This window comes from Solimonas fluminis, assembly GCF_002930645.1.
In the GTDB taxonomy this organism is placed as follows: Bacteria; Pseudomonadota; Gammaproteobacteria; order Nevskiales; family Nevskiaceae; genus Solimonas_A; species Solimonas_A fluminis.
This window is the reverse complement of sequence record NZ_PSNW01000006.1, coordinates 46,156-72,425: the sequence shown is the minus strand read 5'-3', so window position 1 is coordinate 72,425 and position 26,270 is coordinate 46,156. Positions and strand designations below refer to the sequence as shown.

Annotated in this window: 31 protein-coding genes and 1 pseudogene; 18 read left to right on the top strand and 14 right to left on the bottom strand. The window is 68.9% G+C overall.

From position 1 onward, the window contains the following. Window positions 1–2 precede the first annotated feature (2 nt). Window positions 3–461, top strand: coding sequence for a host attachment protein (locus C3942_RS12065; protein ID WP_104230596.1), 459 nt, complete (start codon window positions 3–5; stop codon window positions 459–461). A gap of 56 nt (window positions 462–517) precedes the next feature. Continuing rightward, window positions 518–1,267: a glutathione S-transferase family protein gene (locus C3942_RS12060; RefSeq protein ID WP_104230595.1), complete on the top strand. Its 750-nt coding sequence runs from the start codon at window positions 518–520 to the stop codon at window positions 1,265–1,267. Window positions 1,268–1,283: 16 nt separating this feature from the next. On the opposite strand, the gene C3942_RS12055 is transcribed toward C3942_RS12060, so the two are convergent. Beyond that, on the bottom strand, window positions 1,284–1,547 hold the full coding sequence (locus C3942_RS12055; protein ID WP_104230594.1) for a hypothetical protein: 264 nt from the start codon (window positions 1,545–1,547) through the stop codon (window positions 1,284–1,286). A gap of 102 nt (window positions 1,548–1,649) precedes the next feature. Between C3942_RS12055 and C3942_RS12050 the strand changes: the two genes are divergently transcribed. Beyond that, window positions 1,650–2,060 (top strand): TM2 domain-containing protein, encoded by a 411-nt coding sequence (locus C3942_RS12050; RefSeq protein WP_104230593.1) that lies wholly within the window; start codon window positions 1,650–1,652, stop codon window positions 2,058–2,060. Here C3942_RS12050 and C3942_RS12045 read toward each other — a convergent pair. Next, window positions 2,035–2,898, bottom strand: a complete 864-nt coding sequence (locus tag C3942_RS12045) for a sterol desaturase family protein (RefSeq protein ID WP_104230806.1) — start codon at window positions 2,896–2,898, stop codon at window positions 2,035–2,037. The two genes, C3942_RS12050 and C3942_RS12045, sit on opposite strands and share 26 nt — an antisense overlap. A gap of 86 nt (window positions 2,899–2,984) precedes the next feature. On the opposite strand from C3942_RS12045, the gene C3942_RS12040 reads away from it, so the two are divergent. Further along, complete coding sequence (locus C3942_RS12040; protein ID WP_104230592.1) at window positions 2,985–3,743, top strand: helix-turn-helix transcriptional regulator; 759 nt, start codon at window positions 2,985–2,987, stop codon at window positions 3,741–3,743. Here C3942_RS12040 and C3942_RS12035 read toward each other — a convergent pair. Continuing rightward, window positions 3,740–4,747 (bottom strand): SMP-30/gluconolactonase/LRE family protein, encoded by a 1,008-nt coding sequence (locus tag C3942_RS12035; RefSeq protein WP_133164295.1) that lies wholly within the window; start codon window positions 4,745–4,747, stop codon window positions 3,740–3,742. The genes C3942_RS12040 and C3942_RS12035 overlap by 4 nt on opposite strands. Before the next feature lie 125 nt (window positions 4,748–4,872). Between C3942_RS12035 and C3942_RS12030 the strand changes: the two genes are divergently transcribed. From C3942_RS12030 to C3942_RS11995, 8 genes are all read left to right on the top strand, one after another. Continuing rightward, window positions 4,873–5,490 carry a class I SAM-dependent methyltransferase gene (locus tag C3942_RS12030; protein ID WP_104230590.1) on the top strand — a complete coding sequence of 206 codons (618 nt, stop codon included), beginning with the start codon at window positions 4,873–4,875 and terminating at the stop codon, window positions 5,488–5,490. Between the two features lie 153 nt (window positions 5,491–5,643). After that, window positions 5,644–6,036, top strand: a complete 393-nt coding sequence (locus tag C3942_RS12025; RefSeq protein ID WP_104230589.1) for a hypothetical protein — start codon at window positions 5,644–5,646, stop codon at window positions 6,034–6,036. A gap of 76 nt (window positions 6,037–6,112) precedes the next feature. After that, complete coding sequence (locus C3942_RS12020) at window positions 6,113–6,661, top strand: lipocalin family protein (RefSeq protein ID WP_104230588.1); 549 nt, start codon at window positions 6,113–6,115, stop codon at window positions 6,659–6,661. Window positions 6,662–6,689: 28 nt separating this feature from the next. Then, window positions 6,690–7,565, top strand: coding sequence for a transglutaminase family protein (locus C3942_RS12015; protein ID WP_104230587.1), 876 nt, complete (start codon window positions 6,690–6,692; stop codon window positions 7,563–7,565). Window positions 7,566–7,632: 67 nt separating this feature from the next. After that, window positions 7,633–8,541, top strand: a complete 909-nt coding sequence (locus C3942_RS12010; protein WP_104230586.1) for an oxidoreductase — start codon at window positions 7,633–7,635, stop codon at window positions 8,539–8,541. Window positions 8,542–8,608: 67 nt separating this feature from the next. Then, window positions 8,609–9,667, top strand: coding sequence for an SDR family oxidoreductase (locus C3942_RS12005; RefSeq protein ID WP_104230585.1), 1,059 nt, complete (start codon window positions 8,609–8,611; stop codon window positions 9,665–9,667). A 14-nt stretch (window positions 9,668–9,681) separates the two neighbouring features. After that, the gene (locus C3942_RS12000) at window positions 9,682–9,936 is read left to right on the top strand and encodes a hypothetical protein (protein ID WP_104230584.1); all 255 of its coding nucleotides are present in this window, start codon (window positions 9,682–9,684) and stop codon (window positions 9,934–9,936) included. A gap of 8 nt (window positions 9,937–9,944) precedes the next feature. Then, window positions 9,945–10,361: a DoxX family protein gene (locus C3942_RS11995; protein WP_104230583.1), complete on the top strand. Its 417-nt coding sequence runs from the start codon at window positions 9,945–9,947 to the stop codon at window positions 10,359–10,361. A gap of 234 nt (window positions 10,362–10,595) precedes the next feature. On the opposite strand, the gene C3942_RS11990 is transcribed toward C3942_RS11995, so the two are convergent. Both C3942_RS11990 and dinB read right to left on the bottom strand, forming a co-directional pair. Continuing rightward, window positions 10,596–11,093, bottom strand: a complete 498-nt coding sequence (locus tag C3942_RS11990) for a CbrC family protein (protein WP_165797430.1) — start codon at window positions 11,091–11,093, stop codon at window positions 10,596–10,598. Window positions 11,094–11,535: 442 nt separating this feature from the next. Further along, complete coding sequence (gene dinB, locus C3942_RS11985) at window positions 11,536–12,609, bottom strand: DNA polymerase IV (RefSeq protein WP_104230805.1); 1,074 nt, start codon at window positions 12,607–12,609, stop codon at window positions 11,536–11,538. A 42-nt stretch (window positions 12,610–12,651) separates the two neighbouring features. Here dinB and C3942_RS11980 point away from each other — a divergent pair, with 42 nt between their 5' ends. Further along, window positions 12,652–12,999 (top strand): DUF2834 domain-containing protein, encoded by a 348-nt coding sequence (locus C3942_RS11980; RefSeq protein ID WP_104230581.1) that lies wholly within the window; start codon window positions 12,652–12,654, stop codon window positions 12,997–12,999. Here the strand turns inward: C3942_RS11980 and C3942_RS11975 are convergent. Further along, window positions 12,992–13,258, bottom strand: coding sequence for a metal/formaldehyde-sensitive transcriptional repressor (locus C3942_RS11975; protein ID WP_104230580.1), 267 nt, complete (start codon window positions 13,256–13,258; stop codon window positions 12,992–12,994). The two genes, C3942_RS11980 and C3942_RS11975, sit on opposite strands and share 8 nt — an antisense overlap. Before the next feature lie 48 nt (window positions 13,259–13,306). Here C3942_RS11975 and dmeF point away from each other — a divergent pair, with 48 nt between their 5' ends. Next, window positions 13,307–14,236 (top strand): CDF family Co(II)/Ni(II) efflux transporter DmeF, encoded by a 930-nt coding sequence (gene dmeF / locus C3942_RS11970; protein WP_104230579.1) that lies wholly within the window; start codon window positions 13,307–13,309, stop codon window positions 14,234–14,236. A gap of 33 nt (window positions 14,237–14,269) precedes the next feature. On the opposite strand, the gene C3942_RS11965 is transcribed toward dmeF, so the two are convergent. Together C3942_RS11965 and C3942_RS11960 are read right to left on the bottom strand one after the other, a co-directional pair. Next, window positions 14,270–15,199 carry a patatin-like phospholipase family protein gene (locus C3942_RS11965; protein WP_104230578.1) on the bottom strand — a complete coding sequence of 310 codons (930 nt, stop codon included), beginning with the start codon at window positions 15,197–15,199 and terminating at the stop codon, window positions 14,270–14,272. Between the two features lie 15 nt (window positions 15,200–15,214). Further along, the gene (locus C3942_RS11960) at window positions 15,215–16,006 is read right to left on the bottom strand and encodes an acyl-CoA thioesterase (protein WP_165797429.1); all 792 of its coding nucleotides are present in this window, start codon (window positions 16,004–16,006) and stop codon (window positions 15,215–15,217) included. A 148-nt stretch (window positions 16,007–16,154) separates the two neighbouring features. Here C3942_RS11960 and C3942_RS22065 point away from each other — a divergent pair, with 148 nt between their 5' ends. Continuing rightward, window positions 16,155–17,339, top strand: a complete 1,185-nt coding sequence (locus tag C3942_RS22065) for a hypothetical protein (protein ID WP_165797428.1) — start codon at window positions 16,155–16,157, stop codon at window positions 17,337–17,339. 54 nt (window positions 17,340–17,393) lie between these two features. Here the strand turns inward: C3942_RS22065 and C3942_RS11955 are convergent, their stop codons facing one another. After that, on the bottom strand, window positions 17,394–17,735 hold the full coding sequence (locus tag C3942_RS11955) for a BON domain-containing protein (protein ID WP_104230576.1): 342 nt from the start codon (window positions 17,733–17,735) through the stop codon (window positions 17,394–17,396). Window positions 17,736–17,867: 132 nt separating this feature from the next. Here C3942_RS11955 and C3942_RS11950 point away from each other — a divergent pair, with 132 nt between their 5' ends. Continuing rightward, on the top strand, window positions 17,868–18,296 hold the full coding sequence (locus tag C3942_RS11950) for an FxsA family protein (RefSeq protein ID WP_104230575.1): 429 nt from the start codon (window positions 17,868–17,870) through the stop codon (window positions 18,294–18,296). A 114-nt stretch (window positions 18,297–18,410) separates the two neighbouring features. After that, window positions 18,411–19,889, top strand: a complete 1,479-nt coding sequence (locus tag C3942_RS11945) for an aminotransferase-like domain-containing protein (protein ID WP_104230574.1) — start codon at window positions 18,411–18,413, stop codon at window positions 19,887–19,889. A gap of 231 nt (window positions 19,890–20,120) precedes the next feature. Here the strand turns inward: C3942_RS11945 and creD are convergent, their stop codons facing one another. The 5 genes and pseudogenes from creD to tal form a co-directional block, all read right to left on the bottom strand. Continuing rightward, the gene (gene creD / locus C3942_RS11940) at window positions 20,121–21,509 is read right to left on the bottom strand and encodes a cell envelope integrity protein CreD (RefSeq protein ID WP_104230573.1); all 1,389 of its coding nucleotides are present in this window, start codon (window positions 21,507–21,509) and stop codon (window positions 20,121–20,123) included. Window positions 21,510–21,616: 107 nt separating this feature from the next. After that, window positions 21,617–22,009, bottom strand: a complete 393-nt coding sequence (locus C3942_RS11935; RefSeq protein WP_104230572.1) for a group II truncated hemoglobin — start codon at window positions 22,007–22,009, stop codon at window positions 21,617–21,619. Window positions 22,010–22,021: 12 nt separating this feature from the next. Then, complete coding sequence (locus C3942_RS11930) at window positions 22,022–23,152, bottom strand: AI-2E family transporter (RefSeq protein WP_104230571.1); 1,131 nt, start codon at window positions 23,150–23,152, stop codon at window positions 22,022–22,024. A gap of 66 nt (window positions 23,153–23,218) precedes the next feature. Further along, window positions 23,219–23,548 (bottom strand): BON domain-containing protein, encoded by a 330-nt coding sequence (locus C3942_RS11925; RefSeq protein ID WP_104230570.1) that lies wholly within the window; start codon window positions 23,546–23,548, stop codon window positions 23,219–23,221. A gap of 116 nt (window positions 23,549–23,664) precedes the next feature. Continuing rightward, a pseudogene (tal, locus tag C3942_RS11920) lies at window positions 23,665–24,750 on the bottom strand (transaldolase); the annotation flags it as partial. 190 nt (window positions 24,751–24,940) lie between these two features. Here tal and C3942_RS11915 point away from each other — a divergent pair. Beyond that, window positions 24,941–26,257 (top strand): sigma 54-interacting transcriptional regulator, encoded by a 1,317-nt coding sequence (locus tag C3942_RS11915; protein WP_104230569.1) that lies wholly within the window; start codon window positions 24,941–24,943, stop codon window positions 26,255–26,257. The last annotated feature ends 13 nt before the right edge of the window (window positions 26,258–26,270 follow it).

The window sequence follows — 26,270 nt, the reverse complement described above, 5'->3', positions numbered from 1 at the left end:
GCATGTCCGCACCGATCCCGCGCCAGGGTGCCTCCCTGGTGATCGCGGCCGATGCCGCCCGTGCGCGCATCCTGGCGGCGGTGACGCCCGACTCGCCCCTGAGGGACTACGCCAGCCTGGCCAATCCGGAAGCGCGCCTGCACGAGGGCGACCTGGTTGCCGACGATGGCGGCCGGCGCAATCACCGCCCCACCGAAGGCGGTCATTCCGCCTTCGGCGGAGGCTCGATGAAGCAGCATCGCATCGAGGAGTTCGCCGCCTCGGTCTGCCAGGGCGTGGAAGCCGCCTTGCGCGACACGCAGGCCGAGCGCCTCTACGTGGTGGCGGAGCCTAGCTTCCTCGGCTTGCTGCGCCGGCGCATGGATGGACAACTGGAGCGGCGCATCGCCGGCACGATCCCCAAGTCGCTGGCGGGAGAGACTGCCGAGCGCATCCGCGCGGCCCTGCCCAGCCGGCTTTGAGCGAAGCCGCGGCCTTCGTGGGAAGATGGAGGCATCTTCTCCCGGAGACGGCGGCGATGACCACCCCGACCACGATCATCGGCAGCTACCTGTCGCCCTATGTGCGCAAGGTGCTGGCGGTGTTGCACCTGAAGGGCATCGCCTACCGCATCGACCCGATCGTTCCCTTCACCGGCGATGAGCGCTTCAGCGCGATCAGCCCGATCCGCCGCGTGCCGGTGCTGATCGACGACCAGGTGACGCTGAGCGATTCCTCGGTGATCTGCCAGTACCTGGAGGACCGCTACCCCTCTCCCGCACTCTACCCCGCCGGCATCGCCGACCGGGCCCGCGCGCGCTGGCTGGAGGAATACGCCGACACGCGCATGGGCGACGTGATCATCTGGCAGCTGTACAACGAGGTCGCCATCAATCCCCATGTCTGGGGCAAGCCCACCGACCCTGTGCGGCTGCAGAAGACCCTGGAAGAGGATCTGCCCCGGGTGATGGACTACCTGGAGACGCAGATGCCGTCGCAGGGCTGGATCTTCGGCGAGCTGTCCATTGCGGACATCGCCGTGGCGGCATTCTTCCGCAACGCCGGCTTCGCCCGCTGGCAGCCGGACCCCGTACGCTGGCCGCGAAGCTCCGCGCTGGTGGAGCGTGCGCTGGCGCTGGACGCCTTCGAACGGCTCAAGGCCTACGAGCACAAGACGCTGCGCACACCGATCCCCCAGCACCGGGCGGTCCTGGGGGATCTGGGCGCACCGCTGACGGCCGAGACCTTCGGCACCGCCGCGCCGAGACGCGGCGTGATGGCGACCTGAGACCCGGCTCCCGGCCTTACTGGCCGGCCGGCGGCGGGTCCTGCTTCAACTCGTCGGCCTTCTGCTCGACGGCGTCGCCGGCATTCTCCATGGCCGACTTGGCGTCCTCGCCAGCATCCTTGAGCTGCTCGTTGGGACGGGCGTCGAAGGCGTCCTTGACGTTCTCCTCGGCCTTCTCCATGGGCGTGGGCTCTTCCTTCTTGCAGGCGGCGACGCCGAATCCGAGACCCAGGGCGCTGGCCAGCAGCAGGGCGCGCAGCGTGATATTACGGGTGTTCATGAGAGACGCTCCTTGTCGATGAATGAACGCACTGCAGCATACCGGGGCTTGCTGAATGCCCGCTAAACGCGGGATTCTCCGCGCGAAAACAAGGAATTCCGCATGAACGACGCGCGCAACGACACTCACAGCCTCCTGGTCGGCTACCTCACCTGGATCTTCGGCTTCATCGGCGCACACCGCTTCTACTACGGCCGCCAGATCACCGGCACCCTCTGGTTCTTCACGCTGGGGCTGCTGTTCATCGGCTGGATCATCGACCTGTTCCTGATTCCGTCGATGGAGCGCAGCGCGGAACGCCGCTACCGCGCCGGCCCCAAGAGCTACACCGTGTCCTGGCTGCTGCTGACCTTCCTCGGCGTGCTCGGCATCCACCGCTTCTACCTCGGCAAGTGGGTCACCGGCCTGCTCTGGCTCTGCACCGTGGGACTGTTCGGCCTGGGCCTGCTCTACGACCTGTGGACGCTGAACGGCCAGGTGGATGCCATCAACCGCGAGGGCGCTCCGGCCTGAAGGGTTCGAGCAGCTGCGCCAGGTAGCCGTCCGGGTAGTCCCCACGGTCCGCCAGGCCCACCTCGGCCGTGCTCCGCGGCGCCCGGCCGGGCTCGTAGCGGAAGCTGCCGGCCAGGTGATCCCAGAGCGTGGTGAACAGGCCGAAGTTGACGTCACCCTCGCCCGGCCGGTTGACGTGGTGGAAGCGGTGAACCTCGGCATTGGCGAAGACATACTTCAGCGGACCGCTGCGGTAGTCGGCGTTGGAATGCTGCAGCAGCAACTGGATCGCCACGCAGAAAGTCGCCGCCGTCGCCACCGGCTGCGGAATGCCCAGCAGCAGCAGCGGCGCGATACCGGCCAAGGCTTCCACCGACTGGTGCACCGGGTGTTTCATCAGGCCATTGAAGCCGTAGAGGCGGCGGATGCTGTGATGCACGGCATGGAAGCGCCACAGCCAGTTCCAGCGATGGCTGGCGTGGTGCGCTGCCGAGACGCCGAGGTCCAGCACCAGCAGGGCCGCCACCACCTGCAGCCAGAACGGCCAGCCGGAGGGCCACAGGCCGGCCGGCGCCAGCCCCGCGAGCAGCGGCAGCAGCAGGATGCCGAGATGGTAGGACGCCGTGTTGACCAGGGCATGCGCCACATCGCGCCAGCCGTCCTGCTGGGGACGGTTCCAATCCCGTTGCCAGGGGATGATCCGCTCGATCGCCATCATCAGCAGCACCGCGGCCGACAGCGCCGCCAGCGGCTGCCACAGCGGCGCCCCGGCGGCGACCAGCCCGATCATCACGGCATTGCCGCCCAGCAGGAACAGCGGAAAACTCAGGTAGCGCAGCAGGGTCCGCAACAGGTTCATGGAAGCCTCCTCGATGGCGGCCATCTTCCGGCTCCCGCCCGCGGCCCGGCTTGAACAAACCTGCGGACCTGCACCAACCTAGCGGGATGACCATCCTGTTCCGCCTCTTCGCCTGGCCGCAGCGCCTGCTGCTGATCGGCCCCGGCGTCGGCACCGACAATCACCGCCACCATGCCGCGCAGCTCTGCCTGGGCCTGGAGGCGCCGCTGCGCATGCGCGCGGCGGAGGACCAGGCCTGGCAGCAGGCGCCCGGCTTCTTCGTGACCGCCGACCAGCCCCACCAGCTCGATGCCGGTACCCGGCCCACGGCCTTCCTCTACCTGGAGGCCGACAGCGGGGAATGCCGGCGCCTGGCACAGCACCATGCCGGCGGCATCTCGCCGCTGGGCAGGCCGGGCTACCTGCCGCTGCTGCAGGCGCTCGCCGCAGACGGCCGTCCCGACCAGGCCGAGGCCGCGCTGGCGGCGATGCTGGGCGACGATGCGCCGGGCACGCCGGCGCCGCTGGACCCCCGCATCGCCCGGTCACTGGCCTGGATCGGCGAACACCTCGGAATGCCGGTCCGCATCGCGGACGTGGCGCAGGCCGTGCACCTGTCGGAAAGCCACTTCGCCCACTTGTTCAGCGAGCAGGTCGGCGTGCCACTGCGGCGCTACGTCCTGTGGCGGCGCCTGCGCGAGGCCCTGGGCTGCGCCATGCGCGGCGGCAGCCTGACCGCCGCCGCGCATGGCGCCGGCTTCGCCGATTCGGCGCACCTTTCGCGCGCCTTCCGCGACCACTTCGGCGTGGCCCCGTCCTTCCTGTTCGAGCAGCGGGCCCGCATCGCCTACACCGCCTTCAACTAGGGCCCATCGCCCTGGGGAACCGCCTTGCGCCGGAACAGGCTCAGGTGGTCCAGCGGCAGGCTCTGGTCCGCCAGCACGCCGGTCTCGGTGACCAGGATGTCGGTGGGCTCGAACATCGGCGGGCGCCCCAGGCGCACCGAGGACGGGAACGTGAACGTGCCCGGTGCCGTCGCCTGCAGGATCTCGCCATCCTTGGAGATCAGCGTGATGCGGCCGGTCAGGAAGTTCGCCAGCAGCAGGCCGTCCCCGGCGATGCCCAGGTCGTCGTGGATGTCCGCCTCGAACAGGATCGGCGTGACCTCGCCGGCCGTTCCGTCAGGCAGCAAGTCCACCGAGAAGATACTGCCGCCGTCGGTGCCGTAGAAGCGGTTGCCCTCGGCCTGCAGGCCGTTGGGAAAGCGCAGCAGGTTGCCGATGCCTACCGACAGCAGCCCCAGCGCGCTGCCCTGGACGAACACTTCCTCGTCGGTCACTTTCAGCGGATCGGCCGGATCGATCGTGAGGCGCTTGATCTTGGGGTCCGGCACGCAGACGTTGAGCGGCTCGTCGACCACGTAGATGCGGCCGTCGGCGCCCAGCGCCGTGCCGTTGGCGATGCACATGCCGCTCATGGTGTGGATCAGGCGCAACCGCGGCGCGGCATCGAGACGCGCGGCCCAGAAGCGGCCATCGCCGCAGGAGGCGTACAGATGGTCGCCGCGGATCGCCAGTCCGGTGTAGCCGCAGCTTTCCGGGGAGATGCTGTCGGCACGGAAGCTGCCGTCGGCGTTCTTGTGGATCTCGAACACCCCGGAGCCGCTGCTGACGAACAGGCGGCCCTGCCGCGAGAAGATCAGGTTCTCGGCGCCGGGAATGTCGAGCAGCACGGTGCGTTCGCCGCACTGCGAGTTGACGCAGAGGTCCTCCAGTTCCACGCGCGGCACCGCGTCTTCGCTTCCGCCGCCGTCGCCGCCGCAAGCGGCCAGCAGCAGAGCCCCCATCAGCACCGCCGATCGAATCCGCATGGTCTCTCCCCGGTAATCGTTTTTATGACCGCAGCATGCACGCAAACCACAGCCGGAGCACGCCCCATTTGAGCCTGCGCGGAGGGACCGCTAGGCTAGCGGCGAACTTGCCCGCCTGAGCGCCCATGGGTTTCTACGACCGCCACATCCTGCCCCATCTGATCGAATGCGCCTGCGGCATGGGCGACGTGATGAAGGCCCGTTCGCAAATCGTGCCGCGCGCGCGGGGCCGTGTCCTGGAGATCGGTATCGGCACCGGGCTCAACCTGTCGTTCTACGACGCGTCCAAGGTGCAGCACATCTGCGGCGTCGATCCGGCGGCACAGATGCATCCGCTGGCCCAGCGCCGCGCGCAGGCGATCGCGATTCCCGTCGAAACCCTGCCGCTGGTGATCGAGCAGATCGGCGCCGAGACGGCCAGCTTCGATACCGTGGTCACCACCTTCACCCTGTGCACGATTCCCGATCCGGTGTCGGCGCTGGAGGAGATGCGGCGCGTGCTCAAGCCGGGCGGCGAACTGCTGTTCTGCGAACACGGCACCGCGCCGGACGCCGGCCCGCGCCGCTGGCAGGAGCGCCTGACGCCGCTGTGGAAGCCCATTGCCGGCGGCTGCCATCTCAACCGCGACATCCCGTCCCTGATCGCCGCCGGCGGCTTCCGCGTGCAGGAACTGCATGCGCGCTACCTGCCCGGCCCGCGCGCCTTCACCTACGTCTACTCGGGCACCGCGGTTCACGGCTGAAGGCCGTTCAGTCGCCGTTCAAGCGATACCGGACCGCGGCTGAACGGCCACGGAACCCTCACGGCGGGGCGGCGTCAAATGTGGCGAATCGGCTGCATGGCCGCTTCCGGGACAGGGATTGTTCCGCCATTCATGACAAAAGAGGAATCAAGGATGAAGACCTCACTGAAATGCGGCCTGGCGGCGACCCTGCTGGGCCTGAGCTGCATGGTGTCCGCCCAGGTGCCGGGCGGCGGCGACAGCGGCAGCAACGTGAACGAGCGCATCGACCAGCGCCAGGACCGCGCTGCCGACCGCCAGGATGCCCGCCAGGATCGCCGGGAGAACCGGGCCGAGAAACGCCAGGATCGCGCCGATGATCGCCGCGAGGCCCTGCGCAACGCCGAGGATCGCGTGCAGGATCGCCGCCAGGACACGGTGGACGCGCTCCAGGACGCCAACAATGACGCCAAGGAGCGCCGCCAGGACCGCCGCGAGGCCGCCGCCGACCGCCGCGAGGACCGTCAGCAGCGCCGGGAGGAACGGCGTGAGAACTCCGTCAACTGACATCGCGGGCTGATCGCGTAAGCTGGAGGGGCGGAGTGCCTGGCACTCCGCCCCTTGCCATGACCGGAGCCTGTCCATGCGGAAGCTGTCCGTCCTGCTGCTGGCGTTCATGCTGGGCGGTTGCAGCATGAACCGCGCCCACCACCCGCCCCTGGCCACCGTGGCCTCGGTGGATCTGCAGCGCTTCATGGGCGACTGGTATGTGATCGCCAACATCCCGCCCTGGATCGAGAAGGACGCGGTCAACTCGGTGGAGAACTACCGCCTCGACGCGGACGGCAACATTCCCACCACCTTCACCTACCGCAAGAAAACCTTCGACGGTCCGCGCAAGACCATGACGTCCAAGGCCTTCGTGGTGAACCGGCAGACCAACGCCGAATGGGGCGTGCAGTTCATCTGGCCGATCAAGGCGGAGTACCTGATCGCCTGGCTGGCCGAGGACTATTCCGTGGTGATCGTGGCGCGCAGCAAGCGCGACTACCTCTGGCTGATGGCGCGGCAACCGCAGATTCCCGAAGCGCAGCTGCGCGAGCTGAAGCAGCGCATCATCGCCATGGGCTACGACATCTCGAAACTGCGCCTGGTCCCGCAACGCTGGCCGGAAGTCCCCGAAAAGCCCTGAGCAACGACATCCCGGAGGGAGCACGCCCATGGCGATCCTGAGCGTCGAGCACAAGACGCTGTACCGCTATGCGAAACCGGTCGCCTTCAACGACCACCGCCTGATGTGCCGTCCGCGCGACAGCCACGACCTGCGCCTGCTGGAGACGGGTCTGTCGATCACGCCGGCAGCCAGCGTGCGCTGGCTGCACGACGTCTTCGGCAACTCCATTGCCATCGCCAGCTTCCAGGAGCCGGCACAGGAACTGTGCTTCCTGTCCACGTTCCGCGCGGAGCACTACCCGGCCGTGCCGCAGGACATCCTGATCGAGGAATACGCCCGCAAGCTGCCTTTCAGCTACCCGGCCGAGGAAGTGGCGGACCTGGGGCGCACCAAGGAGCGCCACTACCCCGATCCCGACCACCGCATCGACGCCTGGGCCAAGCGCTTCGTCGGCCGCAAGACCGGCTCCGGCACGCTCAACGCGCTGGTGGCGATGACCAAGGCCATCAAGAAGGAATTCCAGTACGCCCGCCGCGAGGAGATGGGGGTGCAGGCGCCTGTGGAGACCCTGCAGCTGGGCAGCGGCAGCTGCCGCGACTTCGCGCTGTTCCAGATGGAGGCGGCACGCAGCCTGGGCTTGGCGGCACGCTTCGTCTCCGGCTACCTCTACGACGAGCAACTGGTGGACGCGGGCGATGGCCTGGTCGGTGGCGGCGCCACCCACGCCTGGGCGGAGATCTTCCTGCCGGGTGCCGGCTGGATCGAGTTCGACCCCACCAATGCCCTGGTCGGCGGGCGCAACCTGATCCGCGTGGCCGTGGCCCGCGACGCCGGGCAGGCGGTGCCCCTCAGCGGCAGCTACACCGGCCTGCCGGAGGACTACCTGGGCATGACCGTCGAGGTGAAAGTGACGGCCGGCTGATGCAAACGGCTGAGTCGGCGCCGCCCCGGCTCTGCTGCAATGCCCGGACACCTTGGGGGGACCCCACATGGCTTCGCAGTGGACGCTTCGCGACATTCCCGATCTGTCCGGCCGTCTGGCGCTGGTCACCGGCGCCAACCGCGGCCTGGGACTGGAGATCGCCGCGGGCCTGGCCGGCGCCGGCGCCCGCGTGGTTCTGGCCTGCCGCAACCTGGCACGGGCCGAGGGCGCCGTGGCGGAAATCCAGCGGCGCGCGCCCGGTGCCCGGGCCGAGATCATGGCCCTGGACCTGGCCGACCTGTCCTCGATCCGCGACTTCGCCGCCGGCTTCGCGGCCCGTCACTCCCGGCTGGACCTGCTGGTCAACAACGGCGCCGCGATCATGGCGCCGCGGGGCCGGACGGGCGACGGCTTCGAGACCCATATCGGCACCAATCACCTGGGTCCCTTCCTGCTGACCGGACTGCTGCTGGAGCGGCTGGCGGCGGCACCGGGCTCGCGCATCCTCAACACCGCCAGCCTCGCCCACAACCTCACCGCCGGCGTGGACCTGGACGACCCCTTCTACGAGCGGCGGGCCTACAAGGAAATGGACGCCTACGGCGCCAGCAAGCTGGCGACGCTGCAGTTCACCTTCGGCCTGGACCGCCGCCTGCGCCGCGCCGGCCTGCCGGTGACCGCCGTGGCGGCCCACCCGGGCTATACCGCCACCAACCTCGACATCGGCAATGTCTTCATGCGCCTGGCCACCCGCCTGTTCGCGCAGGCGCCGGCCATGGGCGCCCTGCCCGCGCTGTACGCGGCCACGGCGCCGGGCGTCGCCGGCGGCGACTACTGGGGCCCTGGCGGCTACAAGGAACTGACCGGCTACCCCAAGAAGGCCGCCTGCCGCCCCGAGGCCCGCGACCCCTCCGCGGCCGACCGCCTTTGGGCCTGGTCGGAGCGCATGACCGGACTGCACTTTCTCGACGCCTGAGGGTCAATGCAGGGCGGGGGCGGCCATGGCACCATGCCGGCCTCAAGCACGACAACAAGACCCTGCCATGACCGAAATCTCCAAGACCGCCCCCGTGCTGGTCACCGGCGCCAGCGGCTACATCGCCGGCTGGATCGTCAAATACCTGCTGGAAGCCGGCCATACCGTGCACGGCACGGTGCGAGATCCGGCCAAGCCCAAGGGCCTGGAGCATCTCAAGGCGCTGTCCGACGCCCATCCCGGCCAGCTGAAGCTGTTCAAGGCCGACCTGCTGACGCCCGGTGCCTACGACGCCGCCATGCAGGGCTGCGAGCTGGTGATGCATACCGCCTCGCCCTTCATCATCACCGGCTTCACCGACGCCAACCAGGCCCTGGTGCGCCCCGCCGTGGAGGGCACGCGCAACGTGCTGGAAGCCTGCAACCGCGTATCCAGTGTCAAGCGCGTCGTGCTGACCAGCAGCGTTGCCGGCATCTTCGGCGACAACGCCGACCTGAAGGCGGTCCCCGGCGGCGTGTTCACCGAGGAGCACTGGAACACCAGCAGCAGCGTCAGCCACCAGCCCTACTCCTACTCCAAGGTCGCCGCGGAGCGCGAGGCCTGGAAGATCCAGAAGGCGCAGTCGCGCTGGGACCTGGTCACGATCAACCCGGCCCTGGTGCTGGGCCCCTCGCTGGCCCGCAGCAGCGCCTCCACCAGCATCAGCACCATGAAGCAGCTGGGCAACGGCACCATGCGCGCCGGCGCGCCCAAGCTGGTGATGGGCGTGGTGGACGTGCGCGACGTGGCCCAGGCCCACATCCTGGCCGGCTACAACCCCGCCGCCGAAGGCCGCCATATCGTCTGTGCCGGCGAGCGCAGCCTGCTGCAACTCGGCACCGTGCTGCGCGGCAAATTCCCTCAATACCCCTTCCCGCGCAAGGAAACGCCCACCTTCCTGGTCTGGCTGGTGGCGCCGCTAGCGCGCCTGCAGCGCAGCTTCGTCAGGCAGAACGTCGGCCTGCCGCTGCGCATCGACAACCGCCGCAGCCGCGAGAAGCTGGGCCTGAGCTACCGCCCGATCGACCAGACCGTGGTCGAGCATTTCCAGCAGATGATCGACGACGGCCTGATGCGCCGCCGCTGAACCGGAATCCCGACATGAAAAAATTCGTCCCGCTCGTCCTGCCGCTGGCCCTGCTAGCCGGCTGCGCCACCGCCCCCGGGCAGACCACCGTCTCCTCCGCCTGCCAAGGCAACTGCAGCAGCCACGAAGACGGCTACCAGTGGGCCCAGCGCGCCAACTTGGTGGACGCCACCCCCTGCAACGGCCAGTATCCGGAGGCCTTCATCGACGGCTGCCGCGACGGCGTCGAGGACCTCTACCAGCTGCGCCGCGCCACCCGCCCGCTCTGAGAATCCCCATGGATCGCGACCTGCTGCGCAAGATCGGCCTGGGCATCGTCTTCTGCTGGTTCTTCTTCGGCGGAATCGGGCATTTCGTCATCACCGACTTTTTCGCCGGCATCGTGCCGCCCTGGATTCCCGCGGACCCGCGCCTGCTGGTCTACCTCAGCGGCGCCTTCGAGATCCTGGGCGCGGTGGGCATCCTGATCCCGCAGGTCCGGCAATGGGCCGGCAACGGCCTGTTCCTGCTGACGCTCTGCGTGACGCCGGCCAACGTCCACATGACGCTGAACCCGGAGCTGTACCCGGACTTCCCGCCGGCAGCCTTGTGGGCACGCCTGGTGATCCAGGTGGCGCTGCTGGCCTGCATCTGGTGGAGCACGCGGGAGCCGCGCTCCGCCGCTCCGGCCTACGCCGCGAACAGCGCCGCTTGAGCAGGAGCCTCATCAGATTCACGAGCTTGTGGCGTGGGAATGGAGGATTCGTAGCTTCAGCCGGCGCAGCAGCGGGCGGCTTCCGGATTGGCATCCGTTGCCAGCGGCCGGCCACCAAGTGCCAGAAGCGGCAGGTCGCGAACGTCAGCTCCTGGGCTGTTCAACGTCCAGCTCCAGGGGCAGCCTCGCTGAAGGCGAGGACGTCCCACTGCAAGCATTTTCTGACTCCAAGCATCACGACATATCCATGTGAGCCTTTAGAGCTTTGCAGCCCGGACATCGAAAGACGTAGCAGTAAGAACCCTCACCAAGATCATTACGGTCCCACACCATGAGCGCGTCCTCAGACATCACCTGTGCGAACAGGGCCCTGCCAGCTCCGTCCTGGGCGGCGTTGTTGAAGTCTGCTTTGCTCCACTCGCCAATGAAGGACATTGGAGCACCGCAGCAGAATTGCCATACATCGCCCTGCCAAGTGACGTAACTCGGCGTCCGCAGCAGTTCAAGCATGAGTTCTTTGGGCAGCCTTACTCCATACCAATCATCGCCCTTATCAATGAGTTCGTAACCTTGGGCTTCTAGCTCAGGAGCGCCGTGCGTGACACCCTCCATAGCCTGCTGCCAAGAAATCATTCCGAACGCAGAATCCTTTCCGATGGCAGCTCTACCTTGGCGCAGACACGAGTAACAGGTAGTGATATTCCCCTCTGCCTTTGGAAATGGCACGGTCACGCCACACTCCGGACAAGTACCGGATACTCGATCGTCAGCATCCAAACCCACGGCTGTATTGCAGTGTGAGCACGGCACTACTACGAAACAGCCGATGCCGAGGCGAAAACAGTGCTCAGCTGAGGAGTTGCAGACTGTGCATTGGCCCTGGTTGATGTACCCCCTTGCTTGGGTGACTGGAGCCGCGAACAGAGGAAACGGTATGCCAAGCGCCTCAAAAGTTTTAGTCATAGCTGCCAGTTCTTTTGGTCCCAATGCGTAGTAGCGGAAATTAACCGCTGCAGTTCGGCGGCTTTTGTCAGCGGAGCCATCCGCAAGGCCCTGATTTCTTATGCTTGTGTCTGCACTATCGCCGGGCCAATCCGCAAGTTCAACGTCCGCTTCTGGGAAGGTAAATCGTGAGTGCCGACTGGCGGCATTGGGCTGGAAGCAGACATCTCCGTCACTCCAGCACGAAGGCCGCCTGTTGATCGGCAGGCTCCTGCTCCCGGAAGTTCGACAGCCCAACACCCACCAGCCGGTACAGGGTCTTCTCCTCGCCAGTGACGCGCTCGCGCAGCGACAGCGCGATGCTCGTCAGCTCCTCGGCCGATGACGGCGGCGACGCCGGTGTGTGGCTGCGCGTGAGGATGCGGAAGTCCGCGGTCTTGAGCTTCAGGACCACCGTGCGGCCGACGCGCTGCGTCTTGCGCGTACCGGCCCAGGTCTTTTCCGCCAGCCGCCGGATCGCGGCTTCGGTCTCCGCCAGCGACACGTCGCGCTCGAAGGTGTCCTCCGCCGAGATCGATTGCAGAGGCCGGTCGGGCACCACCGGCTCCTCGTCGACGCCGCGCGCCAGTTCATACAACCGCTGTCCGTAGCGCCCGAACTGCTGCACCAGCTGCCCCAGGGTCAACTCGCGCAACTGCGCGATGCTGCGTACGCCGATCTGCTCCAGGCGCCTGTCGGTCACCTTGCCGATGCCGGGGATGCGCGCCGCCGGCAGCGGCGGCAGCACGGTATCGATATCGGCCGGACGGATCACGAACAGGCCGTCGGGCTTGCGCATGTCCGAAGCGAGCTTGGCCAGGAACTTGTTGGGCGCCACGCCGGCCGAGGCGGTGAGCTGCAGTTCCTCGCGGATCGCCTCGCGGATCGCCTTGGCCACGTCGGTGGCGCTGGGCAGGCCCTGCTTGTTGACGGTGACGTCCAGGTAGGCCTCATCCAGCGACAGCGGCTCCACCAGGTCCGTATGCCGGCGCATGATCTCGCGCACCTGGCGCGACACAGTGCGGTAGCGCGTGAAGTCCGGCGGCACGAAGACCGCGTCCGGGCACAGGCGCTCGGCGCGCACCGCCGGCATCGCGGAACGCACGCCGAACTTGCGGGCCTCGTAGGAGGCGGCGCAGACCACGGAACGGTTGCCGCGCCAAGCCACGACCACGGGCCGGCCGCGCAGCGAGGCATCGTCGCGCTGCTCCACCGAGGCGTAGAACGCGTCCATGTCGACGTGAATGATCTTGCGCACGGCGCTCAGGCTAAGATCGGTCCGGCCGATGCGCAAATCCAGGAGAATCCGATGAGCCGTAACCTCTACCAGGCGCTGCTGTGGGTGTTCGGCCTCGGCTTCGCCGTCGCCTTCAACCTCGTCGTGATGCCGGCCCTGCTGCGCGACGGCGACATCCTGGGCGGGTTCGCCGCCGGCTTCGTCAATCCCTATGCATCGGGCTATGCGCTGGACGCGATCCTGTGCTGGTGCGTGCTGGCCAGCTGGGTCGCCTGGGAGCGCAGCACGCTCGGCATCCGCCACGGCTGGATCGCGCTGCTGCTGGGCATTGCCCCCGGGGTAGCCACCGGCTTCGCCTTCTACCTGCTGCTGCGGCTCCGGCAGCAGCCCGGCGCGGCTCCGGGCAGCCCTCCTACTTGAGGTAGGAGCCGATGATCCCGACGAGCTGCTCCATCTCGTCGGCGTCCGTTCCCTCCACCGGCGCGAAATGCTCGCGCAGGTGATCCTCCAGCACCTTGGCCATCAGCCCGTTCACCGCGCCGCGGACGGCGGCGATCTGCTGCAGCACGGCCACGCAGTCGGCATCTCCCGCCAGGGCCTCCTCGAGGCTGCCCAGCTGCCCCCTGATGCGCCGGATGCGCGCCGTCAGCGCCTTGGCATCACGCGCGATATGCGCCATGACCCGATCCTCCTATATACTAGGGGGGAGTATACAAGAGATTGCCCGATGAATGCCCCCGCCCATTCCCATGCCTTCAACGACAGCCACCGGGGAGCGGAAAGCCGCACGCTGTGGGCCACGGTGCTGACCGCCACGGCCATGGTCGTGGAGATCGCGGCCGGCTGGCGCTTCAATTCGATGGCCCTGCTGGCGGATGGCTGGCACATGAGTTCGCATGCGCTGGCGCTGGGATTGTCGGTGTTCGCCTACGTCATGGCGCGGCGCCTGGCGCGCGACTCGCGCTTCGCCTTCGGAACCTGGAAGATCGAAGTACTGGCCGGCTATACCAGCGCCGTGCTCCTGCTGCTGGTGGCCGTTTCCATGGCTTGGCAGTCCCTTGCGCGCTTCATCGAACCGGCTCCCATCCGCTACGACGAGGCGATCCCCATCGCCGTCGCCGGCCTGCTGGTGAACCTGGCCTGCGCCTGGCTGCTGCGCGACAGCCATGACCACCACCATCACGGCCATGACCACGGACATGGACATGGGCGTGAGCACGGCCACCACCATCACGATATCAATCTGCGTGCGGCCTACCTGCACGTGGTGGCCGACGCCGCCACCTCGGTGCTGGCCATCGCGGCCCTGCTGGGCGGCAAATACTGGGCCTGGGGCTGGCTGGACCCGGCGATGGGCCTGGTCGGCGCGGCGCTGGTGTCGGTCTGGGCCGCGGGCCTGTTGCGCGAGTCGGGCCGCGCCCTGCTCGATGCGGAGATGGACGCACCGGTGGTCGAGGAAATCCGCGAGGCCGTGCGCGACAGCCCGATCCCGGCGGAGATCAGCGACCTGCACGTCTGGCGCGTGGGCCGCGACAGGTTCGCCTGCATCCTCGGCGTGACTACCGCCTCGCCGGCGCTGCCCGAGGATTTCCGCCGCCAGCTCGCCATACACGAGGAGCTGGTCCACGTGACCGTCGAGGTCAACCCGGCCCGCTAGGCAATCACCGCCGCCGCGGTAGCACCGGCAGGCCTAGTCGCTCTCGGGCGCATCCTCTTCCAGGGCCGGCAGTCCGGCCCAGGCCCGGATCATCGCGGCATTCTCCTCGACCAGGCGGCGCCCCTCGGCGATGGCCTGGCCGGCGCGGTGGAAGTCCATCAGCGCGTAGTCGTCGAGCGCGGGTGCCAGCGTGATCTCCGCCGGGTCGCCGGCCATGCGGCTGCGCGTGATGCGGTCCTGCATGATGTTGACGCTGGCGCCCACCACATCGAAGAAGCTCGGGTTCTCGCCGTCCCCGCTGGAGAGGTAGGTCACCGCGCGCTGCCACAGCGTGCGCTCGACCTTGGCCGGTGTTTCCACCTCGGGCTCCTCCGGCGGCGGACGCGCCAGGTGCGCGCCGACCAGCTGGGCGTTGAGGTTCACCGCGATCACCACGTCGGCGCCGAGCGCGCGCGCCGCGGATACCGGTACCGGGTTGACCAGGCCGCCATCGAGCATCCAGCGCCCGTCGAACTTCACCGGCGGGAACACGCCGGGCAGCGCGCAGGACGCACGCGCCGCCGGCAGGATCGGGCCATGGGTGATCCAGACCTCGCGCCCGCTCTTCATCTCGGTGGCGACGCTGACGTAGCGCTGCTCCAGCGACTTGATCTCGGGATTCTTGTGCCTCTCCTCGAAGAAGCCGAACAGGCGCTCGCCCTTGACCACGCCGCCGGACAGCGTGAAGTCCATCAGGTTGAAGACGTCGCGGGCGCTGAGCGTCTGCACCCACTCGGCGAACTCGTCGAGCTGGCCCGAGACGTAGACCGCGCCGACCAAGGCGCCGATGGAGGTGCCGGCCACTACCTGGGGCCGCACGCCGATGGCCTCAAGACCCTGCAGCACGCCGATATGCGCCCAGCCGCGCGCGGAGCCGCTGCCCAGCGCCACGCCGACCACGTTGGGAATGCCGTCTTCTCGCATGTCGATGCTCCGCGGCTAGCCGAAGACCACGACGCTCTGGCGGCTCAGGCCGAGCAGGCGCTTCGCCGGACTCCAGACCGTGGTGCTGTGGCTGATGTAGCCGTTGGCGGCGCTCACTACCTCGGCATCCACCAGGAAGGGATCGGCGGCGCTGCCGTCGTACTCCTCGCTGAAGAGTTCCAGCGTCCAGGTCAGCGAGCTGGCCGGGGCCGGCTTCTTCAGCAGCGACAGGCCCGGGCTCGGGATGATGTCGGCCAGTCCGATCAGCAGCAACTCGTCGCAGGAAGGCTCGTCGCGCAGGCTGACGTAGATCTGCGTCCGGGGCACGGTGGAACCCTGGAACGGAAAGGTGCCGCTGGCCCAGCGCATGCGCACATTCCGGGTGAACACCGGCGTGGCACCGGGGATGAAGGGGATCTCGCGGGCGCCGTCGAAATCCTTCGGCACCTCCGGATAGGGCAGCTCGACATGGACTGCCGACTCGCGCGAACTGCCGAAGATGCCCAATGCATGGCAGGCCACCTGTTCTCCGTCGTAGAGCCGCGCCTCCACCTGCGTGGCGGACTTGCCGCTGCGCAGCACGCGCGCCTCGGCGCGGAAGCTGCCCGCGCCCAGCGGCGCGATGAAGCTGGTCTGCAAGGTGCGCAGGGGCAAGCCTGCCGGCACCAGGCCGCGCATCGCCTTCACCGCGATCGCTGCCTGCAGGCCGCCGAACACGGTGCGCCCCTGCAGCCACTCTTCGCCGACGCTCGCGGTCCACGCACCGCCGCTGCCGGCCATGGCCTGCAGGATTTCCGAAAATCGCATACAAAGCTCCCGAGGAGAAAAGCATGAATAAAAAGCTGATGCGGGATTGTCAGCGATTGCCTGGCGGCTGGCGAGCCGCCCGAGGAACCGGAAGCCCCGGGCCACGGTCATTGCGATGGACCGATTGGACAACCCAGGGAAGGGGTCGATGAATACCGTCCGGAGCCCGCGCGGGCGAAGCTGCCCGCGCCCCGCATTCCTGCTGCTGGCCTTTGGCGCCATGACGGGCTGCGCCGGCAATCCGCAGAAGCCGGCCGAAGCGCCGCCGCCCCTGGCTGCCGCGTCCGCCACCATCGACAAGATCGCGCCCGCCACGGCGCCGCAACCGCCCGAGCGCGTCTTCACCAGCGACCCGGTGCTGCCGGGCTCGGGCGGCACCGCGCCGGACGTGGTGGTCGGCAAGGACGAGGTGAAGCCCAACACCGCCTGCGACCAGGAGCCGCCGGAGGACGAGGTGCGTGTGGATCTCGCACGCCGGCGCCTGGAGGAAATGACCTGCGCCACCGCGATGTGGATCGACGGACTGTTCGGCGACGAGTACCACGTCGGGACCGCGCGCCAGGCCAACGGCCGGCTGCAGCTGTCGCACGACTGGTCGGAGTTCTACGGCAACAAGACGCGCGTGCGCCTCAACGTGCGCGCCGACTTTCCCAACATCAAGCACGGACTCTCGGGCTTCTTCGGGCGCGACGACAGCGACGCCTTCCTGCGCGACCGCACGGAGCGCTTCGGCCTGCGCTCGCAGTTCCCCAGCCTGGAGGGCGACGACGCCTGGCTGGCCGGCCTGGGCTACTCGCTGCCGGGCAACCGCAACTTCCGCTCGGACTTCCGCGTCGGCGTGCGCGGCCTGGGATCACCGATGCTGTTCGTGCAGAACCGCGTGGGCTACATCCCCTGGTCCAATGACGAACACCTGCTGTACCTGCGCGCCACGCCCTTCTGGAACACCGACGACGGCTTCGGCTTCACCACCGGCTTCGACTTCAGCAAGGTGCTGAGCGATACCCGCCTGCTGCGCTGGGCCAACGTCTCCACCGTCACGCAGGAATCCGAGGGCGTGGACTGGCACAGCGCGCTGATCCACTACAAGGCGCTGGAGAAGCGGCGCGCCATCGCCTACGAGGGCTTCGTCCGCGGCTCCACCGGAGCGGAGGTCCCGCTGAAGGAGTACGGCGTCCAGACCATCCTGCGCCACCCCATCATGCACGAGCGCCTCTGGGGCGAATGGGTGCTGGGCTACACCTTCCCGCGCGAACTTCGCTCGCAGGAGCGCGAGGGCTCCTTCGGCATCGGCTTCGGGCTGGAACTGCCCTTCGGCGAACGCTACGACTGAGCCGGGAGGAGCCACCCGCGGCGAACGGGCGGCCTCCTCCCGGCCCCGCCGGACTTACGACCCGGACTTCAGGCGCAGATCGTTCTTGACGTCCTTGACGCCGGTCACCGACTTGGCGACCTTCTCGGCGCGATCCTGCTGGTCCTTGGTATCGACGAAGCCCGACAGCTGGACCGTGCCGTTCTGGGTCTCGACGTTGACGTCCATCGCGCTCAGGTCCTTCTCGCGGATCAGCGCTGCCTTGACCTTGCCGGTGATGCTGGCGTCGCTGGCGTAGCGCTGCGTATCGGCCTTCACTTCCTTGGCCGTGCTGGAGGCATTGGACTCGGCCATGGCGGCCAGAGGGAGGCCGGTCAGACCGATGGTGGCGGCCACAATGGCGGCTTTCAGCTTCATGGTTCACTCTCCGTGTGGTGGGAAACTCGCCGGGCTCCTGCCCGGTCATACCATCATCATGGATGAGCCCTTAACCCATACTGAATCAGCCACTTACGCTACAGTGGCGACCGCCCACGGATTTTTCTGACGATGCCCCTGCTCCTGCTGCTGGCCTGGACCTTCCTCGAGACCCTGTTGCTGCTGCGCCTGGGCCGCGGCCTTGGCGGCGGCTGGCTGCTGCTCTACCTGCTGGCCAGCGCGGCCGCCGGCGTCCTGGTGATGCGCCGCCATGGCCTGGCCGCGATGCAGCAGGTGCGGGCCGCCCTGTCGCGCGGCGAACTGCCCGCCATCGCCATGATGGAGGGCCTGCTGGGCTTTGCCGCCGGCCTGCTGCTGATCCTGCCCGGCCTGCTGTCCGACGGACTGGCGCTGCTGCTGCTGGCCCTGCGCCGCCGCCTGGCGCGGCAGATCGACCGCCGCATGGCGGCCGCCCGCCCGGACCTGCGCCGCCCGGTGGTCATCGAAGGCGAATACCGCGAAACCACCCGCCCGCCCCCAGCCCTGCCGCCGGAGCGCTGATCCCGCAGGGCACAGAACCAGGGCACAGATGGAGCATCTGTGCATTGCCAGGAGCACAGGCGGGGCAGAGAATGGTCCGGCCGACCGTTTCCTGGGCGGTTTTCGGGGGCACACATGGCCAGCCTCGACAGCGACACCCCTACAGCCCCGTCCGCGGAAGCCCATGGAGGCGATCCGCTCTACGAAACCGTGGCGCGCCGCCTGCTGGCGCAGATCGACGTCGGCGCCCTGCGGCCGGGTGACCGCGTTCCCTCGGTACGCGAACTCAGCCGCAAGACCGGCTACAGCATCACCACGGCGCTGAAAGCCTACGAGCACCTGGAAGCCCTGGGCGCGATCGAGTCGCGGCCGCGCTCGGGCTACTTCGTACGGCTGGAGCCGGCCAGGGCCCAGGCCCTGCCGCAGACCCTGGAGATCCCGCCCGGACCTGCCAGCCTGATCTCGGCCGACGTGATTTCCAGCGTGCTGGAGACCGTCAGCCGCCCGGGCCTGGTGCCGCTGGCGCATGCCTCCCCGGCTCCGGAACTGCTGCCGGTGGCGCAGTTGCATCACCTGACGCGCCGCCTGCTGCGCGAGGATCCCGACACCGCCGCGGGCTACCTGATGCCGCCCGGCCATGCCGGCCTGCGCCAGCAGATCGCGCGGCGGCTGGCAGGGCATCGCTGCGAGGTCTCGCCGGACGACATCGTCATCACCACCGGCAGCCTGGAGGCGATCAATCTCTGCCTGCGGCTGCTGTGCTGTGCCGGCGACACCATCCTGATGGAATCGCCCACCTACTCGGGCCTGCTGCAGGTGGCCGAGGAGATGCGCCTGCGCGTGGTGGAATTGCCCAATCACCCCCAGCACGGCATCGACCCGGACGACCTGCGCCGCGCGATCCGCCGCCACCGCGTGGCGGCGGCGCTGTTCGTGCAGAACTTCAACAACCCCACCGGCTCGCTGCTGCCCGAGGAGGCCAAGCGCGACATCGTGCAGACCCTCAACGGCCACGGCGTGCCGCTGATCGAGGACGACATCTACGGCGAGCTGGGCTACGCCTGCGGCCGCGCCACGCCGCTGAAGGCCTACGACGAGGCCGACATGGTGCTGCACTGCTCCTCGCTGTCCAAGACGCTGTCGCCGGGCCTGCGCGTGGGCTGGGTCGCCAGCCACCGCTGGCGCCGCGAGCTCATCCGGCACAAGTTCACCCTGTCCACCGCCACCAATTCGCTGTCGCAGATGATCGCGGGGGCATTCCTGGAATCCAGTGCCTACGACCGCCACCTGCGCACGCTGCGCGCCACGCTGGCGCGCTCGGTGGCGCGGTTCTCGGAAGCGGTGCTGCGGCACTTCCCGCCGCAGACCGCGGTGTCGCGGCCGCAGGGCGGTTTCGTGCTGTGGATCGAGTTGCCTCGCAACGTGGACGGCCTGGAGCTGTTCCAGCGCGCCGCGCGCGAGCGCATCTCGGTCAATCCCGGCGTGATCTTCTCCGCCAACGGCAGCTACCAGAACTACCTGCGCATCAACTGCGCCCTGCCCTGGTCCGCCGAGATCGAGCAGGCCATCGCCACCCTGGGCCGCATCGCCAGCTGGCAGGCGCGGCGCGCCTGAGACCCGCCGGCACCACCTGTATGGGGGGCGCGGTGGGCGAAGCGACCCGCTAGTCTGACTCGACCGGGGTCCTCTAGCCCCGGCGACTCGCAGCGTTTTTTGAACGACGGCGCAGCCTGGCGGTGACCAGCGGAATCCTGACGCAGGCGTGGGGGCGCAGCGAGGGAGTCCGCGGAACCCCAGGCCCGCGAACTCCCCAAGGCCGCCTCCGGGCGGCCCATTTTTTTGGGCTCAGCCCAACCCCTCCCTGCCGCCGCCGAACCAGTCGAACCGGCGGGTGAGATACATGGCCAGCGCCAGCCCCAGGAACAGCGCCACCGCCCCGCCCAGCAGGGCGTAGTCCTCGGCCCGCAGGATCATGTACAGGTACCCGTAGAGCCCCGCCAGCACGGCACCCACCGCCAGTGCCCGCCAGCCCCCCAGCAGGCTGCGGCTGTACAGGGTCACCATCAGCGTCACCGCCAGCGCCGCGACCACATAGGCGAAGCTGAAGCCGAAATGCTCGGCGACCGACAGCTGCAGCAGGCCGAACAGGCAGAGGCCGGCGCCGACGAAACCGTACTGGATCGCATGCACGCGGCGGCCCGACAGTAGCTCGGTCAGCCAGATCACCGCGAAGCTGCAGACCAGGGTCAGCAGCGCATACTTGCTGATGCGCTCGGCCAGCATGTAGGGATCCACCGGCACCTCCAGGCCCACGCCGAAGCCCGCCTGCAACCGCGCGTCATCCACGGCGTCCGTCCCGCGCCAGAGCTGCGGATAGTCGCGGCCGAGCCAGGAAACCGACCAGTCCGCGCTGGAACCCGAGCCGCCGACCTGCCGGCTCGACGGCAGCCAATCCCCCTGGAAGCTGGGATGGGGCCAGTCGGAGCGCAGGTTCACCGTGGTCTCCTCCGCCGTGGGCGCAAAGAACAGCTGCTGTGCGCCGCGGGCCTTGAGGGCGATCGTGAAGGCGGCCTCACCCTTGGCGAACAGGCCGGGAGCGGCCTCGCCCAGCGAGGCATGGATGCCGGGAAGCTTGCCGATGCGGCCGCTGCCGGTGGACGGGCGGAAGCGCAGGACCTTGCCGTTCCACTCCAGCGCGGCATCGGCCTGCAGTGCGCGCGGTTCGCTCAGGCTGACGATCAGCTCGGCTGCGCGCCAATCGATGTCCTGCGGCTGGACGTTCCAGCGCGACAGGTCCGGCTCGACGAAGTGCCCGCGCAGCACGAGGCCGGCCTGGTAGACCGGCACCTCGAACATGCCGCGGCGCAGCAACTGGGTGCCGAGCTCGGCCTCGATCTTCAGGTCGCGCGGCAGCAGGTAGGCCGCGTCCTCGTGGAAGTTCACGACCGGCCGGCCCTTGGCATCGGTGCCCGGCTCGCGCCACTTGAAGGGTACGCGCAGCACCGGTCCCAGCAGCCGCTGGGCACCGCCCCAGGAGGCGACGATGCCCGCGGCCGCCTCGTCGCGCCGCGCCGCCCGCTCCTGCACCACGTCGCGGATCATCTGCACCGGGATCATCAGCAGGAACAGCAGCAGCCCGATCAGGGCGAGGCGGCCGCCGGGACTCCGGAACAGTCCGGCGACCAGGGAGGGGCGTGCCGGTGGCGCCGGCGGCGAAGGGACTTCGTTATCCATGGAAAGCTCCTGGGTAGGGGAGCCTCCCAGCCTAGGCCGCGATCCCGCAGCCGCTGCGCAGCATTCGTGCAAAAGCTGCGGAACCGTGTGCAGCCGCGGTGCAGGCCCTAGCCTTCCCGGTTCCGCATCCAGTCCGCCGTGCCGGACAGGCTGCCGAGCAGCTGGCGCTGCAGCGGCTCGGGAATCCCGCTGTCGACCAGCGCCCTCGCCATGCAGCTCAGCCACTGGTCGCGCTCGGACACGCCGATGGGAAACGGCAGGTGCCGCGCCCGCAGGCGCGGATGCCCGAAGCGCTCGATGTAGTAGTTGGGACCGCCGCTCCAGCCGCAGAGGAACCAGAAGGTCTTGTCCCGCGAGCCCGTGAGCTGCGGGGGGTGCAGGGCGCGGATGCCGGCGTAGGCCGGATCGCTGTCCATGTGGTCGTAGAAGCGGTCCACCAGGCGGCGGATCACGGCCTCGCCGCCGAGCTGCTCGTAGAAACTGGGAAGTACGGCGTTCATGCGGCGCGCATCTTACCCCTGCACGGCCGTGCCCGCTCCCTCCGCGCCCTGCGGCGATGCCGGCACGGCGGCAGGCGGCGGGGCCAGCCAACGCCCGCCGATGCTGATCGCCAGCGCCAGCAGCGTCGGGCCGATGAAGACGCCCATGAAGCCGAAGCTCAGCACGCCGCCGATCACGCCCATCAGCGTCAGGGCGAACGGCAGGTGGCTGGAACGCGAGATCAGGTAGGGCTTGATGACGTTGTCCACGGCGCTGATCGCGAATAGGCCGTAGACCACCATGAACACCGCCCAGCCCGGCTGCCCCTGGTTGAACAGCCAGATCGCCGCGCCGCCCCAGACCAGCGGCGGACCCACCGGCACCATCGACAGCACGAAGGTCAGCGTGGCCAGCAGGATCGCTCCCGGCACGCCGGCGACGAGGAAGCCCAGCGCCGCCACCATGGCCTGCGCCAGTGCCGTGCCGAGCACGCCGATCATGACGCCGACGATGGTGTTCTGGCCGGTCTCCACCAGCTCCATCGCCGGCGGGCCGGCGATGCGCTGCGCGGCGGTCTGGAGCCAGCCGCCCAGGCGCTCGCCATCGCGGTACATGAAGAACAGCAGGAAGATGGCGAAGCCGATCTGCAGCAGCCCCGCCCCGAAGACCTTGCCGGCGCTCACCGCGAAATGCCGCAGCGGCTCGAAGTAGCGCGCCAGGAGTTGCTGCAGCTCGCCGGTGTTGCTGGCCAGGCGGCGCCAGGTCGCCTGCAGGTCGTCGCCGAACCAGGGGATGCGCAGCAGCCATTCCGGCGGCGGCGGCGGACCGTTGGCGAACCAGCCGCGCGCGGCGTCGGACAGCCAGGCCACGCCCTGGACCCCCGACAGCGACAGCAGAACGGCCGGACCGATGATCAGCAGCGTCACGGCCAGGCAGCCGACCAGGGCTGCCGGCACGGCGCCGCGCAGCTTGCCCTTGAGCCAGCGGTAGTACGGCCAGGTGGAGATCGCGATCACCATCGAGAACAGGATCGCGGTGAAGAACGGCAGCAGGATGGTCAGGCAGCCGGCGACCAGGGCCAGCATGAAGACGTACTGGAAGAAGCGCTCGAAACGGCGCTCCGGAGGCTGGTCGGGAATCTGCTGCTCGGGGAGTTCGGCCACGGCGCTGTGGTCTCCTGGGCGGGACCTTGAGGTTAAGGCGGCGGCGCCAGCGCCGCCAGCACCTTTCTAGGGCTTCTCGATCTTCAGGCGCAATTCGTTCTTGACCTCGCGCACGCCGCGAACCTTGCGCGCCACGTCGATGGCCTGGCTGATCTGCGCCGAAGTGCCTGCAAACCCCGAGAGCTGCACCACGCCCTTGCGGGTACTGACCTTGATCTCCAGGGCATCGAGGTTCTTCTGCTCGATCAGGGCACGCTTGACGTCGGCGGTGACGGCGGCGTCGCTCAGGTATTGGTCGGCGTCGGCGTCGGAGACCGGGATTTCGGCCTGGACGCTGGCGGCGGCCGCCCCGGACAGGGCGACGGCGGCAGCCAGCAGCAGGTTTCTGGCCAGCATGATGCAATCCTTGCGAGACGGAAACGGACGGTTATCCTGCCTGCATGGCGCTGAATCCACCATGAATCCGCCGCCGGTCCGGCTCAGGCCGGCTGTGCCTGCGGCGCCAGCGCGTCGCGCTTGCGCGCCACCGCCGCCAGCAACTGGTCGTGCGCATCCACGAACAGCTTGACGCCCTCGGCCACCAGCCGCGTGGTGATCGCATCCAGCGGCAGATCCAGGCGCGCCACCGCGGCGATCACCGCGGCAGCCTCGGCCGTGCCCTCGTCGAGGCTGCGGCGCGGCCGGCCATGGTCGCGGAAGGCATCCATGGTGGCGGGCGGGATGGTGTCCACCGTGTCCGGGCCGATCAGCTCCTCGACATAGAGCACGTCGCGGTAGGCAGGGTTCTTGGTGCCGGTGCTGGCCCAGAGCAGGCGTTGCGGACGCGCGCCCTGCGCCGCCAGGGCCTGCCAGCGCGGGCTAGCGCTCAGCGCCCGGTAGTCCTCGTAGGCCAGCTTGGCGTTGGCGATGGCGACCTTGCCGGTCAGCGCCAGCGCCTCGCCGCCGCGGGCGGCGATCTCGGCGTCCATCGCCGTGTCGATGCGGCTGATGAAGAAGCTGGCGACGCTGGCGATGCGTTCGATGGGCCCGCCGGCCGCCCGGCGCGCCTCCAGCCCGGCGAGATAGGCCTCGGCCACCGCCCGGTAGGCCGGACGGGAGAACAGCAGGGTGACGTTGACGTTGAGGCCCTCGGCGATCAGCTGGCGGATCGCCGCGGCGCCCTCGGCCGTGCCCGGCACCTTGATCATCAGGTTGGGGCGTCCGACCGCGGCCCAGAGGCGGCGGGCGTCGGCCAGGGTTCCGGCCGTGTCGTAAGCCAGTCCCGGGGCCACTTCCAGGCTGACGTAGCCGTCCACGCCGCCGCTGGCCTCCCAGACCGGGCGGAAGATGTCTGCCGCCTGCTGGATGTCCTCGATCGCCAGGCGCTCGAACAGGGCCGCCGGGTCGCGCAGGCCGCCGGCCACCAGGGCCTGCAGCGCCCGGTCGTAGTCGGCGCTGCCGCCGATGGCCTTCTCGAAGATGGCCGGGTTGGAGGTCAGCCCGAGCAGGCCGTCCTCGACGATCAGCTTGCGCAGGCCGCCGGACTCCAGCAGGTCGCGGCGGATGTAGTCGAGCCAGACCGACTGGCCGTATTCGCTGATTGCCTTGAGCGCGCTCATGGGATTCGCAGGGTTGGAGAAGCCGGGAGTATCGCCCGGAACGCGGCCGAAGGCATCCACCCGGGCCGGACCGGGCACCGTTGATCCGCGCGCCATCCCGTTTTGTCGGCGGACAGGTGACCGGGGCATCCCCGACCGCCTAGCCTTGCGGTAGTGTGATACCCCACCGCCCCCACCCTGCGAGCGCTCCATGTTCAACATCAAGAAGAAGCCTGCTGCGATCCCCACCCTGGACCGCATTCCCCCGGCCTTCCTGACCGTGTTCGTCCCGCAGGACCTGCTGCACCAGGCGGAGCAGCTGGATGCCCTGCATGCCTGCGTCCCGGAGGGACGGCGCTGCGAGATCCAGCCGGCCTCGGCGGCGGCCGGCGTCTCGCCGGAAAGCGAATTCCTGCTGAGCCTGTTCCCCAACCCGGCCGACCTGGACCCCCTGGCCGACCTGGTGCTGGCGCAGCGCAGCGCGGGCCGCGCCATGACGCTGGTGATCGCCATCACCGGCGACCGCCTGGTGGCGCTGGGCCAGTGGCTGGAGCGGCGCGCGGTACAGAACCGCCTGGGCGGCATCCGCCTGATGCTGGAAGAGACGGTGGCGGACGTCGCGCGGCGCCTGCCCCAGCGCCTGCAGCACACCGAGGGTGACAACGTCATCCGCACGCCGACCTCCACCGAGGTGGAGAACAGCCCGATGCGCAACCTGTTCGTCATCAGCCCCGAGACGCACCAGCTGGTGCACCGCATCCGCGGCTTCGCCCAGAACGGCGTCAGCCGCGCCTGCCTGCTCGGCGGCCCGGGCAGCGGCAAGACCTCGATGGCCTACTACTACTACCTGGTACGCGGCCTCGGCAACTTCGTCTCGGTCAACTTGCTGGCCGAGAACACCCGCGACAAGGCCGCCATCAAGTCGCTGCTCTGCGGCCACGTGGCCGGCGCCTTCCCCGGAGCCTCCGCGCGCACCGGCGCCTTCACCCAGGCCCGCGATGGCGTCACCTTCATCGACGAGAGCCACGACATCTCCGGCCCGGTGATGGAGGTGCTGATGGAGGCGCTGGACAACGGGCAGTACCTGCCCTACGGCGCCACCGCCAAGCGCCAGATCGATTGCGCGGTGCTGTTCGCCACCAACCGCAGCTGGACCTACCTGCAGAACGCCGTGAACCTGGACGAGTTCACCCGCATGGGCGCCGCCGTGCTCCAGGTACCGGAGCTGTCCGCGCGCGAAGAGGACATGATCGCGATCATGGGCACCGTGCTGGCCAAGCTGGGCTCCAAGTGCACCAGCTGGAAGGCGCCGACGGGCCTGAGCGGCCCGGCCTGGGAACTGATCCGCAACTGCCGCTGGCACGGCAACGTGCGCGGCCTGGTGCGCGTGCTGGAAGCGGCGTTCGTGGATACCACCACGGGACCCGCCGGACAGGTGATCGCGGCGGAGGAAGTCCAGCGCGGCATCGAGCTGTGGGAACCCAAGACCCACCACAGCCACCAGCTCTACGCACCGACCGCGGCCTGAGGGCTGCGGCGGA